Origin of the sequence: Bradyrhizobium sp. 170, assembly GCF_023101085.1 — a bacterium.
GTDB lineage: Bacteria > Pseudomonadota > Alphaproteobacteria > Rhizobiales > Xanthobacteraceae > Bradyrhizobium.
On record NZ_CP064703.1, the window covers coordinates 3,565,359 to 3,578,206 of the forward strand.

At 59.7% G+C, this 12,848-nt stretch carries 12 protein-coding genes; 8 read left to right on the forward strand and 4 right to left on the reverse strand.

The annotated features are described in order from the left end of the window. Position 1 precedes the first annotated feature (1 nt). From IVB05_RS16460 to IVB05_RS16485, 6 genes are all read left to right on the forward strand, one after another. On the forward strand, positions 2 to 505 hold the full coding sequence (locus IVB05_RS16460; protein WP_247785480.1) for a cytochrome c-type biogenesis protein: 504 nt from the start codon (positions 2 to 4) through the stop codon (positions 503 to 505). 163 nt (positions 506 to 668) lie between these two features. Continuing rightward, positions 669 to 1,685 (forward strand): PAS domain-containing protein, encoded by a 1,017-nt coding sequence (locus IVB05_RS16465; RefSeq protein WP_247785491.1) that lies wholly within the window; start codon positions 669 to 671, stop codon positions 1,683 to 1,685. A 345-nt stretch (positions 1,686 to 2,030) separates the two neighbouring features. Continuing rightward, the gene (locus IVB05_RS16470) at positions 2,031 to 4,139 is read left to right on the forward strand and encodes a methyl-accepting chemotaxis protein (RefSeq protein WP_247785494.1); all 2,109 of its coding nucleotides are present in this window, start codon (positions 2,031 to 2,033) and stop codon (positions 4,137 to 4,139) included. 252 nt (positions 4,140 to 4,391) lie between these two features. Further along, positions 4,392 to 4,916 carry a DUF1993 domain-containing protein gene (locus IVB05_RS16475; RefSeq protein WP_247785496.1) on the forward strand — a complete coding sequence of 175 codons (525 nt, stop codon included), beginning with the start codon at positions 4,392 to 4,394 and terminating at the stop codon, positions 4,914 to 4,916. Between the two features lie 301 nt (positions 4,917 to 5,217). Beyond that, entirely contained in the window at positions 5,218 to 6,816 is a 1,599-nt protein-coding gene (locus IVB05_RS16480) for a Do family serine endopeptidase (protein ID WP_247785506.1), read from the forward strand. A gap of 373 nt (positions 6,817 to 7,189) precedes the next feature. Next, complete coding sequence (locus IVB05_RS16485; protein ID WP_247786714.1) at positions 7,190 to 7,870, forward strand: response regulator transcription factor; 681 nt, start codon at positions 7,190 to 7,192, stop codon at positions 7,868 to 7,870. A gap of 331 nt (positions 7,871 to 8,201) precedes the next feature. On the opposite strand, the gene IVB05_RS16490 is transcribed toward IVB05_RS16485, so the two are convergent. After that, positions 8,202 to 8,540, reverse strand: coding sequence for a hypothetical protein (locus tag IVB05_RS16490; RefSeq protein ID WP_247785508.1), 339 nt, complete (start codon positions 8,538 to 8,540; stop codon positions 8,202 to 8,204). 392 nt (positions 8,541 to 8,932) lie between these two features. After that, on the reverse strand, positions 8,933 to 9,169 hold the full coding sequence (locus IVB05_RS16495; protein WP_247785511.1) for a helix-turn-helix domain-containing protein: 237 nt from the start codon (positions 9,167 to 9,169) through the stop codon (positions 8,933 to 8,935). Positions 9,170 to 9,550: 381 nt separating this feature from the next. Between IVB05_RS16495 and IVB05_RS16500 the strand changes: the two genes are divergently transcribed. Both IVB05_RS16500 and IVB05_RS43510 read left to right on the forward strand, forming a co-directional pair. Continuing rightward, positions 9,551 to 9,751 (forward strand): hypothetical protein, encoded by a 201-nt coding sequence (locus IVB05_RS16500; RefSeq protein ID WP_057848204.1) that lies wholly within the window; start codon positions 9,551 to 9,553, stop codon positions 9,749 to 9,751. A gap of 11 nt (positions 9,752 to 9,762) precedes the next feature. Further along, complete coding sequence (locus tag IVB05_RS43510; RefSeq protein ID WP_256473341.1) at positions 9,763 to 9,894, forward strand: hypothetical protein; 132 nt, start codon at positions 9,763 to 9,765, stop codon at positions 9,892 to 9,894. Between the two features lie 119 nt (positions 9,895 to 10,013). On the opposite strand, the gene IVB05_RS16505 is transcribed toward IVB05_RS43510, so the two are convergent. Both IVB05_RS16505 and IVB05_RS16510 read right to left on the reverse strand, forming a co-directional pair. After that, entirely contained in the window at positions 10,014 to 10,409 is a 396-nt protein-coding gene (locus IVB05_RS16505; RefSeq protein ID WP_247785514.1) for a hypothetical protein, read from the reverse strand. A 399-nt stretch (positions 10,410 to 10,808) separates the two neighbouring features. Next, positions 10,809 to 12,725, reverse strand: a complete 1,917-nt coding sequence (locus IVB05_RS16510; RefSeq protein ID WP_247785530.1) for a metallophosphoesterase — start codon at positions 12,723 to 12,725, stop codon at positions 10,809 to 10,811. Positions 12,726 to 12,848 lie beyond the last annotated feature (123 nt).

Genomic DNA, 12,848 nt, shown 5'->3' on the forward strand with positions numbered 1-12,848 from the left:
GTTGAGGAAGCTTCTCGCCAGCGTATTTGTCGTCGCCTTGATGGCCGGGTGCCCGGCCGCCTACGCGGTGCAGCCCGACGAGATCATGGCCGACCCGGCGAAAGAGGCGCGGGCGCGCGACCTGTCGCGCGAGCTGCGCTGCATGGTGTGCCAGAACCAGTCGATCGACGATTCCGATGCGCCGTTGGCGCGCGACCTGCGGCTCCTGGTGCGCGAGCGGATCGCGACCGGTGAGAGCGACAGCCAGGTGATCGATTTCCTGGTGGCGCGCTACGGCGAGTTCGTGCTGCTGAAGCCGCGCTTCACGCCGCACACGCTGCTGCTGTGGCTGCTGCCGCCGCTCGCGTTGATCGGAGGCGGTCTGGCGCTCTGGCTCTACAGCCGCCGCCGCTCGAATAATTCCGGCAGCCCGACCGATCCCTCGCTCCTGCATTTGACGGAAGAGGAACAGGCGAGGCTGGAGCGCCTGCTCGCGGCCGAGTCCTCGCCAGATAAGCCGGTTTAAGGTGCGGCAAGAGCTTCTCCTGGTCGAATAGAGACCCGAAACGAGTAAGGCCCAAAAACTTGCGGTCCACAGATATTCAATCACCAGTAGAAATACGGGTTCGAGACTCGGTAGATTGTGCTATCTTGATACTGATTGGGATGGTTGCAGAGGATATTTCAAATTGATTCAATTCGAGGGTAACCTCGGAGCACCTGATACGTTTCGATTTCTCGAAGAGAAACTTGCGGCGGGGATTTGGAATTATAATGTTTCTACGAGACAGATGCACTGGTCCCGCGGCTTCCACGAGTTGCTGGGACTGAATCCCGGCACGGTTGCTCCGTCGATTGATGAGTTCAATCGGAGAGTCCATCCAGACGATCGCCCCTTGCGGCGCGACGTCGGTGACATGCTGCGCGACGGCTTGCCGCTCGATCGTGAATTTCGCGTCGTCAAGCCAAATGGCCGGCTGCGCTGGGTGCACGACCAGGCCGAGATATTGCTCAACGAAGTGGGCGAGCCCGCCAAAATATTGGGCGTTACGCTCGACATCACCAGGAATTACGAATCGTTGCAGCCGCTCAGGGCCGGCGTCGAACGTTACGACGCGCTGATCCGGGCGATCGATGGTCTCGTGTGGACCGCCAACTCCGACGGGCGCATCACCTCGTTGCAGAATTGGAAAACAAGGGGACTGAGCGGGCCGCTGCTGTTTTATGGGCATGGTTGGGTGGATCTACTGCACGAAGAAGAGCGGGATACCGCCCTCGGGAACTGGTCGGTCTCGGTCGAAGCCGGACGGCCGTACAAGGTCGAGCATCGTCTGCTGCAGCCCGATGGTGCATACCGGTGGTTCAGATGCAGTGCCGTTCCGGTCCTGACCCCGGAGGGAAGTATTCAAGAGTGGATGGGGACGTCCACCGACATACATGACCAGAAGCTGCTGGATTTCTCTGCTGCGCCACCGAGACTCACCGGCGCGCAAATGCGCGCGGCGAGGGGAATTCTGAACTGGTCCGTCAGGCAGCTTGCGGATCGGGCGGCAGTGTCGCCGGGCGTGGTGCGGCGGCTTGAGGAATATGACGGCGCTCTGCCAGTCTCCGACGAATCGCTGGAAGCATTTCGCAAGGCACTTTTAGATGCGGGGGTCGAACTGCTGTTTCCGCGAATCGGCAAACCCGGCGTCCGGCCGCGATAATTGCAGCAGGTTTGCGTGGGCACGCGTGCCTGCGTCGGCCCGCATTTTTAGAACCTCGCCCGGCGCTGTCGCGAAGTTTGTGATTGCACGTGAAGTTTTGCTCGCCTGGCTACGATTTTTGTATTTGCGGTGGCGCCTGAGCGGCTTTTTTTGCGGCATGCATGCAGCATTGGGATAATTTTGCGTAACGTCATTCTAATTATTTTCGTTAACGATACGTCCTACACGCTGACATGCCCGGAGAGCGCAACAGGGGACAACAGAATCCGCTCCCCGCGGATATTGAACGAGTGATTTCCGGCTTCGTCAGTGACCGGTTTGAACATGAATTTTGGAGAATTTATTATGCCCTTCATTTCAGGACTATGGATTCGCGGCCGGCTCATCGCTGGCTTTGCGGCGGTCTGCGCCATCATCGCGATGGCTGTCGGATACACGGTTGTTGCCGTCGGTGGAGTCTCCACGATCGTCGAGCGTATGGTGAACCTGCGCACGCCGGTGGCACTCGAAAGCACCGAGATGGTCGGCAACCTCTATTCCACGCTGTCGACGCTGCGTGGCTACTTGTTGACGGGTAACCCACAGGGCAAACTCGATCGCGCGGCGATGTGGAAGGAACTGGAAACCACCGTGGCCGCCTTCGACAGGCATGCTGAGCGTTTTACCAATCCCGAGAACAGAAAGAAGTGGGCCGAGACCAAGGGATTGCTCGCGGAGTTTCGCGCTGCCCAGGAAAAGGCCGAGACGATCGCCTTCACTCCCGATGCGCTACCTGCTACCAAGATATTATTGACCGAAGCTGGTCCTCGCGCCGAGGCGGTATTTTCGGAGATCACCAACATGATCAACGAAGAGGCCTCCCTGGAAGCGACATCCGAGCGCAAGAAATTGCTCAAGGCGATGGCTGACACGCGTGGCAATTTCGCCGCGGCCTCGGCTCAGCTTCGTACATATCTCTTGTCGGGTGACAAGAGCGACAAGGAGAAGTTCGTCAAGCCTTGGGAAAACTTCCAGAACGGCTTTGCCACCTTGAGCAGTCAGAAAGCGTTGCTGACCGCCACCCAATCGGCGTCGTTCGAGCGGATCAACAAGGCGCAAGGCGAGTTTGTCCCGCTTGTCGAAAAGATGTTCGGTATCCGGGAGTCCGCACATTGGAATGTACCGGTCGCAATTCTCATTACAGAAGCGGCACCGCGCGCGCTTAAGATTCTGGATCTGCTTGATGGACCGAAGGGGGCCGATGGCACGCGTTCCGGAGGCATCAAGACCAACCAGAAGAAGATGCTCACCGAAGAGGCGTTTGCGGTACAGTCGAGCATATCGTTCCTGACGGTGGTCCTGTGGGCGCTGCTTGGGGTGGGGCTGTTCGCTGGCGCGATGATTGCAGTCTTCACTGCGCGTTCGATCGCCACGCCGATTGGCGTGATCACTGCAACGATGCGAAGGCTCGCAGCCGGTGACACCTCGGTGAAGGTCGCAGGAATTGAGCGCACCGATGAGATTGGCCAAATGGCGGGCGCCGTGCAGGTCTTCAAGGACAATATGATCGAGGCCGACCGGCTGCGTTCCGAACAGGCGGAAATGGAAAAGCGAACCGCCGAGCAACGCAAGGCTGACATGTACAGGCTCGCCGACCAGTTCGAGAGCGCCGTCGGCGAGATCATCGAGACGGTGTCGTCGTCGTCGACCGAGCTGGAAGCTGCGGCCAATACGCTGACCAGGACTGCAGAGCATACCCAGGAGCTTTCGACCGTGGTTGCCGCCGCTTCGGAGGAAGCATCGGCAAACGTTCAGTCCGTGGCGTCCGCCAGCGAAGAGATGGCCGCCTCGGTTGGCGAGATCAGCCGACAGGTGCAGGAATCCGCCAGGATTGCCGGCGACGCCGTGGATCAGGCCCAAAAGACGAACGATCGCGTTTATGCGTTGTCTCAGGCTGCGACACGCATTGGCGATGTCGTCGAGTTGATCAATACCATTGCAGGCCAGACCAATCTGCTGGCCTTGAACGCAACCATCGAAGCGGCGCGGGCCGGAGAAGCGGGACGCGGCTTTGCCGTGGTGGCGTCCGAGGTCAAGGCGCTCGCCGAGCAAACCGCGAAAGCGACCAGCGAGATCAGTCACCAAGTTGCAGACATCCAGACGGCGACGCAAGATTCCGTGGCGGCAATCAGAGAAATCAGCGGCACTATCGGCCGCATCTCGGAAATCTCGGCGGCCATTGCATCCGCGGTCGAGGAGCAGGGAGCGGCCACCCAGGAGATTTCCCGCAACGTCCAGCAGGCGGCGCAGGGCACGACTCAGGTGGCCTCGAATATCTCCGACGTGCAGCGTGGCGCCAATGAAACGGGGACGGCTTCATCGCAGGTGCTTGGGTCGGCGCAATCGCTTTCCCTCGAAAGCAACCGCCTCAAATTGGAGGTCGGCAACTTCCTGAACACGGTGCGCGCGGCGTAATGGCGTTCATCTTTGGCTCCGGCGGCGAACCGCCGCGAAGGCGCTAGCCGATATCGGTTCTGCCGGAGGGTGGAAGCTTTGAACCTGCTCGGTTCTGATTGCATCAGAACCGAGTTCCATCTTTGGCATTGACGCGTTTTCCAGCACCCGAACACCGGCACCAATTTCGTCCGGAAACGCTAATGTCCGCCGATTGCAAGGGCGCCAGTTTCCGATATGACATCTTATAAGTAACGCTCAGGGGAAACGAACATGGCCTTTTCACTCTACGACGCCACTGTCGCGAATTATCTGCAGACGCTTGGCGCGGTCGGCGGTTTCCTCGAGCGCGGCCTGGTCTATTTTCGCGAACAGAACATCGATCCGGAAACCATGGTCGAGGCGCGGCTGGCGCCGGACATGCTGCCGTTGCGTTTCCAGATCATCTCCGTCGCCCAGCATTCCCGCGGCGCCATCGAGGCCGTGCAGAGCGGAGAATTTCGTCCGCCCTCGTTCAAGACGCCGTACGACTATGCCGGATTGCAGGGGCTGATCGCGCAAACCCAGGAAGCGCTGTCGGCGTGGACGCCGGAGGCCGTCAATGCGCTCGGCGGCCGCGATGTCGTCTTTCATCTCGGCGAGCACAAATTGCCGTTCACGGCGGAGGGTTTTCTGATGTCGTTCTCGCTGCCCAATTTCTATTTCCACGCCACCACCGCCTACGACATCCTGCGCACCAATGGCGTGCCGCTGGGCAAGCGGGATTTCATGGGCAGGCTGAAGATGAAGAAGAGCTGAGGGGGCCGGGCGGAACGCGATGTGATGGCCGCGTTTCCACGCGCCGCTTCTTCCCGTTCCGGTCCGTGCGAGCCGATGGCGTTTTTCCCGGCCAGAGAGGGGCGTTTAGGCGCCAAGAACGCGACTTGAGCCTTTGCTAAGCCATTGATTGCCTGCGTTATTCTGCCGCAGCCATAAGCCTGCGCATTACAAAAGTTTAATTCCCTAGCCAGCGCGCGGTAAGGCGACGAACCCCATCTTCCGTCCTGTCAGGTGCCCAGCCCCCGCACCGTCGAAATCAGGCTCTGGAGATTTTAGAAACATGACCGAACGTCCCGTCGATCTTTCCTTGCTACCGTCCAACGGCGCGCCGCGCCGTTCGCTGTTCTCCGCGCGCAAATTCGCGCTGATGGCTTCCGTCGTCGCCGGCCTCGGCGCCGCCGTCTATGGCTTCTCGCCGCAGCAGGGCCCCGTCGATGTCTTCACCAGCGCGGCGCACGCGCAGGTCAACACCGAAGTCCGCAAGGTCGAGCGGCCGATCGGTTTCGCCGACATTGTCGAGCGCGTGAAGCCGTCGGTGATTTCGGTCAAGATCAATATCGCCGAGAAGACCACGAAGGGTGACGACAGCGCCAACAAGGACGAGGACTCGCCGTTCCAGCCGGGGTCGCCGATGGAGCGCTTCTTCCGTCGCTTCGGCGGTCCGGATGGTCTGCCTCCGGGCCTGCGCGGCGGACCGCGTGGCGGCCGTGGCCCGGTGACCGGCCAGGGTTCCGGCTTCTTCATCTCGCCTGACGGCTTTGCCGTGACCAACAACCATGTGGTCGACGGCGCCGACAAGGTCGAGATCACGATGGACGACGGCAAGACCTACACCGCGAAGGTGATCGGCACCGATCCGCGCACCGATCTCGCGCTGATCAAGGTCGAGGGCCGCAAGGATTTCCCGTTCGCCAAGCTCTCCGATAGCAAGCCGCGGATCGGCGACTGGGTGCTCGCCGTCGGTAACCCGTTCGGCCTCGGTGGAACCGTGACCGCCGGCATCGTTTCGGCCTCCGGCCGCGACATCGGCAACGGCCCGTACGACGACTTCATTCAGATCGACGCGCCCGTGAACAAGGGCAACTCCGGCGGTCCGGCGTTCGACACCAATGGCGAAGTGATGGGCGTCAACACCGCGATCTATTCGCCGTCCGGCGGCAGCGTCGGCATCGCGTTCTCGATCCCCGCTTCGACGGTCAAGAGCGTGATCGCCCAGCTCAAGGACAAGGGCTCGGTCAGCCGTGGCTGGATCGGCGTCCAGATCCAGCCGGTGACGTCTGACATTGCCGACAGCCTCGGCATGAAGAAGGCGGAAGGCGCGCTGGTGGCGGAACCGCAGGCCAATGGCCCGGCAGCGAAGGCCGGTATCCAGTCCGGTGACGTCATCACCGCCGTCAATGGCGAGCCGGTCAAGGACGCCAAGGAACTCGCCCGCACCATCGGCGGTCTCGCGCCGGGCAATGCGGTCAAGCTCAACGTGCTGCAGAAGGGCCAGGACAAGGTCATCAACCTCACGCTCGGCCAGTTGCCGAACACGATCGAGGCCAAGGCCGACACCGATAAGGAAGACAAGGGTGGCGCCACCAAGGGAACCGGCGTGCCGAAACTCGGCCTGACGGTTGCCCCCGCCAACAGCGTGGCCGGCGCCGGCAGGGAAGGCGTCGTGGTCACCGAGGTCGACCCGAAGAGCGCGGCGGCCGAACGCGGCTTCAAGGAAGGCGACGTCATTCTTGAGGTTGCCGGCAAGAGCGTCGCCAGTGCCGGCGAGGTGCGCGAGGCGATCGACGCCGCCCGCACCGAGAACAAGAACAGCGTTCTCATGCGCGTGAAGAGCGGCGGTTCGTCGCGCTTTGTCGCGGTGCCGCTGGCGAAGGGCTAAACGAGGACTAGATATCAGATGGAGGGTTTCGCCGGCATTCGTCGCCCCCGCCGACGTCTCCTTCCGGGGAGCGGGTCCAAAACTCGCTCCCTCAGGCAACCTTCTTGCGGAATACGCCCCCCTCCGTCGGAAGGGCCTAAGGGCGGTGAGGTCCCCCAGCTTCACCGCCCGCTTTTTCCACTTGGGAGCATGATCCGGAAAAGCGGAGACCGATTTTCCGAAAAGTTCATGCTCGGACAAAAAGATAGAATGGGATGATTTTTCGAAGAAAAGTCATCCCATTCTTTTGAGGTTAGCCGGTCGCCTTGCATGTGCAGGGCGACCGCGCCATGGTGAGAGAAAGCCCATTCCCGTGACCGCAACTGCCTCCCAAATGCGCCTGCTGATCATCGAAGACGATCGCGAGTCCGCCGACTATCTGGTCAAGGCGTTCCGCGAAGTCGGCCATGTCGCCGATCTCGCCAGCGATGGCGAGGAGGGCCTGTCGATGGCCGACGGCGGCGATTACGATGTGCTCGTAGTGGATCGCATGCTGCCCAAGCGCGACGGCCTGTCCGTGATCGGCGCGCTGCGCGACAAGGGCAACCGCACGCCGGTCCTGATCCTCTCCGCGCTTGGCCAGGTCGACGACCGCATCAAGGGCCTGCGCGCCGGCGGCGACGACTACCTGCCAAAACCCTATTCATTCGCCGAACTGCAGGCGCGCGTCGAAGTGCTGTCGCGCCGCAACGTCGGTCCGGCCGAAGAGACCACCTACCGCGTCGGCGATCTCGAGCTCGACCGTCTCTCGCATCGGGTCGCGCGCGGCAAGGATGAATTGACGCTGCAGCCGCGCGAATTCCGGCTGCTCGAATATTTGATGAAGCACGCGGGCCAGGTGGTGACGCGCACCATGCTTCTGGAAAACGTCTGGGATTATCATTTCGATCCGCAGACAAACGTGATCGATGTGCATATTTCGAGGCTGCGCTCCAAGATCGACAAGGGCTTTGAGCGGCCCTTGCTGCATACGATCCGTGGCGCCGGATACATGATCCGTGACGGGATACGTTGAAACCCTATAAAAATAGGGGTTTAGTGACTTTGCCCCTCCGATCGCTTACCGATTTATTACCGATTTTTTCGCGCGTCTAAGTCGTTGATTTTCAACGATGCAACCCGTCACGAATGCTTTGTCCGTGACGCAATCGAAGAAGTGCCCATTGTTAAAGGGCTTTCTTCATTTTGCTTGGTCCGGTTACTTACCGCTTTTGCGCCGCGTCCCTGCGACGCGCGTGACCGCCTGTGCGCTGGCGACGGCTGGCCCTCGTCGTCCTTAGCCCCGCGCTTCCGGCGCGCTGTACGGCGTTCCTACGGCCTTGCCCCTGACGCCTGACGCCTGTCCCCTATCGTGTGATGACAACGACGTGCTCGACGCCGGCGTGTCGCTCGTCGGACCGGTGCTCGATGGCATCGCCTTGCGCCTGCGCGTGCCAGACCAGCGCGGCTTCCTCCCGCTCGGCGCGCAGCCGGTCACGCCCAATCTCGCTCAAGCGGACCTCACGCTGTTGCTGCGTCAGCGCATTCGCATAGTCGCACTGGTCCAGCTCGACTGAAAGGGCGCGGATCACCGCTTCCTTGTGCAACCAAATCGTAAACGCGAACGTGTCGGAGACCTCGCCACTCGCGCTGCCGGTGACCGCTGCCCCCTTGTCGGCGGTCATCGCGACCAGCGGAATGTGCACCGTGTGCTGCGGCCATGCGACACTGCCAAAGTGCTCCACAAGCCCATCGATGGACGGCTGGGCTCAATAAAGGGCTGAACGTGATCGAGTTCATGCCCGGCTTCGTTGAAGCAGTGCAATCGCTCGGAAAGCGACCCACTCGCCCAAGGCCAAAATGATCGACACGGACTTGCTACAAGACGGTAATGGCGGGATGGGGCGCCAAGGAATAAGGCGGCGCATCGCCGCTCCTATTTGGTAAAAAAGCGGCAATCCAAAGCCAGCTTGAACTGACATAGAACCAGTCGGCCAGTTCAAGCGGCCAACCCAAAGATCGCACTTCACAAGATGTTCGTCTTCGATGTCGAAGAACGGTAAGTTCGCCAACGCGCCAGTACGTCATTCGGAAGACGTTAAGCGGGGCTTACTTCAATCGACTTGCGGGCGTCCGGCAGCGTTTTGAGCCATACTCTCAAATCGTCTGGCAGGATGATCGTACGCCTCCCGTGCTTCTTGGCCTTGAGATCACCGCTGCTGATCGCCTCGCGAATGGAGGTCAGCCCGATCCCGGTGAGGGCGCTTGCCTCCTCTGGTGACACCGACAGCCGTTCCGAGAGCGGTACCTTTCCCTTCTGCCCGAACTCGTTCATCACTTAAGCCCCTTATCGTTTGCGGGCCACAACGGCGTGGCTAGTCGCGTCGCCCTTGTCCTCGACCTGGCGACAACCTCACGCGCCTCCTTTGCGTAGCTTGTACAGCCGCCGTTAAAGAGCGCATCGGAAAACGTGATCATCCCCCACATGATGCAATTGGCCGTGCCGAAGCAAAATGGTTGTCAAAAATGCGTGGCACAATTGGATACCAAAGCGAATGAAAGGAAAGGTTCTCGCTTCCCAATTTCTTCGCCCCTATCGGCCGCATCTGCTGAGAGAGGCACACACATCGGACCAGCATATTAGAGCCAACTGATGGAGAGTTGCGCCTCAATGCGGCTGTGCTAGTACGCCCACTCTCGAATCGAGGAGCTAAAAGTGGCGAAGAAGGCAAAGAAGACGGCTACGAAGAAGAAACCTGTGCGTCGCGAATACACAAAGGCTGACGTGAAGGAGCTGCGCGCTCATTCGAAAGCGAAGACTCCGGTTGCAAAAATTGCGAAGCTCACAAAGCGCTCCGAAGGCTCACTCCGCCAAAAGGCGCTCAAGCTTGGAATCCGGCTCGGTCACCAGCGCTAGAAGGCGGCATCATGACGCTCTTCAACAGAGTGTTCTCGACCAGAACGTTGTTGCAAATCATCTGCGTTCTCGTCGCGGTTGTCGCGATGAAGTTGTTGAGCGCTCATTATGACTTCAGCTGGGCAGCCGCAGTTGGCGGTTGACTAAAAGAACACCCTGGAAGGCTGAGCAGAAAAGAAGCCCACCTAGTGGCGAGCTATCACGCGACGTTCAAGCGTACGAAGTAATGGCGCCTTCAGAGCCGCAGGGTGAAGGAGACTAGTCAAAAATCTAGCGCGGGCGATTTCCCGATATGTGCGGCAGGACTCGAACCAGCAACCAGGCCGTTATGAGCGGCAGAATACCGATCGGCTTCGTTGATTTTGCTGCGTTTTCGTCTTCGTTCGATAGCGTTTGTTGCGTTTCGGTGAGGTCGTTTCTGGTGCGAAACTGGTGCGGTTACCAGTTCGCGGTTCGGACGGTGGGCGATCGCCGCCGGGCATTGAAATTCGATTCCCGCGGGCGTCGGCGATTCGATTCCGGTCGCACTTATCGAGAACCAGCTGCTGGAATTCTCTTCCGCTTTCATTGCCGCGATCTGTCCCTGGCCGGCATTGAAAGAACAGCTTATCCTTTTGTGAATAAAGAGGAATATCAGCGACTTTTCTGGCGATACCAACAAAAGTACCTGCGATCACTGGTTCGTCAAGCTCATAACCTGAAGGTCATAGGTTCAAATCCTATCCCCGCAACCAAGTTTTAAGCCCTTGAGAACGCATCGTTTTCAAGGGCTTTTTGCTGTCCGGATTTTGGCCCGAAATGTCGTTCGTGGAAGCGCCGTGGAAGCGACAGGAGGAAAGTCGCAGCGTAAAGTCGGCGGGGTTGGCCGCGATGTAATGACTCAATTGTGATCGGGGGCGCGCGGTTCGCGAGCCACGACCGTGCGGCTTACGGGCATCGCAGTCAGCAGGACGTTGAAGCCCTTGCTGTCTTTATGCATCCACGCAAGGCCAACTGTAGTGACCTCCGGCGAGATGGGCTGCAGCTTTCTGTCCCCCGAACCCCCACGTGAGCCGGTTTAAGCGGGACCGGATTTCCCAGACACTGTGAATGTTTCGATGAGGTGCGGAGCGAGTGGCTTCGAAGGCACCCACCGCGGCTCGTCCGGATTGCCAATCTCATATTTTTGATTGTCGTTCCAGTCGTCGCGCTGCGGCACATTCTCCAGGCCGATTGCGTGAACCTGGACCTCGTCGCCTTCAATCCGCAAGCGTAGGAAATTGTTGTATCGGCCGATGCGCAGCGCGCTGAAGGCATCGTTGCGGTTCATGCGCAGCCAGCGGCACGTAAGAAGCATGTTGAGGCCGAAATAGGTACTTCCGAACAGGAAACCGACAGCCCCCATTTCGAGGAGGAGGAGGCTCACCCACGTCCAGACGCTGTACCATTCACCCGCAAGCGTGAAATGCTCGGCGTTGCAGGCTGTAAACCAGCGTGCCGCGAGGATCGCCGTGACGACGTGGGCGGTGATGTGGACAAGGCTTGTCCCGATGACGATCATGGCTTTCTGGAATTGAAGCCAGAGCTTCTCGGTCGCCAAGGCGTCGAACTCGTCAGGTCTGATTCGGCGGATTCGCCACGTTCGAAAGATCTCCCCGAGCGAAACCTTCTCCTGATCGGTCGTATAAGCGATGATTCCGCTGCCGATGATCAGGGCGACTGCGATGTACGCGTCTATCTCGTCCCGCAGGCCGATCAGAACGCCGACGGCGAAGTAGACCAGCCCCATTAGTATCGAGAAATCCCAGTTCTTGAAAGCAAACCAGATGTTCTGCCAAAGAAGGTCCTGGCTAACTCTGATAGAGGGATACACGGCGGGCTCGGTGGCGGTCGGCGCCTGTTTGGCCGTTGAGCCCTGCGCTGGCGGCACCTCAGGTTGCTTGATTGCTGTGGCTTGCTCGGTGTCCTGAACCTCCGTCGCTTTGTCGGCGAGGGTCAGCCTCACTTTTCGACTGTTCCAGCGAACGCTGACATACTTTTCGAGTTGATGGGTCGGATGGAGGAATGCGCCACCGCCGCCTGAGGTCACGAATTGCGTGCCATCCACTGCTTGGTAGCGGCTGTAGTGGTGTGTATCGCCGGACAAAAGAAGCGGGATGGTCAACTGCTTGTCGGCTCTCTTGATGATGCGGAGGGCGTAATCGACGATTTCCCAGGAGTTGGTGTTGGTGTCGGTATAAAGCCAGCCGGGCTCCGCTGTGCAGAGAATGATACGCGAGCCGCGCAGCAGCTCGTTCGACCGCGCAATCATCTCGAAGTAGTCGGCCTGCGGCTGGTCCATGTCTTCGGCGAGTTGAATGTCCATCGCCCAAAGCCACCAGGTCTTTGTAAGCTGGATCGCAAAATAACTTCGCTTCTGATGGGTGCGCCAACCGCCGAAGTGGGTGGGGCGCGTCGGCGTGAAGTACGCGAGGAACTGCACCAGGCCATCATACCAGTCGTGGTTGCCCGGAATGGCAAACAACGGTACCCCGTTGGGGTCTTTCCGGTCGGGGTCTGGGAAGGCCCACCGATAAGGTTGGAACAGCTGGTTGCGGTAGGTCTGCGCGTTAGCCAGCGGATAGACTTCGTCGCCGCCCATGATGAGCATCTGACCGCGTGGTAGTTTCTTCCCCTCGACTTCACATTCCTTGCGGGCAAGCAGACATGCGACCGCGAAGGTGCTGTCGAAACCATCGCCGAGGTCGGCCACGAAGTCGAACCATACGGGCCCGGTCCCTTCAGGACTAAATTCATCGACGAAGGCCGTCGCACGTTCCAAATGCTTTTCAGGCGGGACTGTATCGAGCGCGGCGATCATGAGGCGACGGTCGGCGTACTGGCCAAACATTGCTGACGTGACCACGTTGTTCAACAGCTTGAGGAGTAAGATGGGATTGAACCAGCGGACCATCCCCGGATAGGTCCTGTAATCCTTCAAGTAGTCAGCGCCCATGGAAGCCCCCGAGATTCTGCATCAGAATAGGGTGTTCGTGGCAAGATGCAACCGGGAGAGGAATTTGATCTACTCGGGACAGGGATGAATGGCGCGATAGGCGCCGTGCCTGATGACGCATTT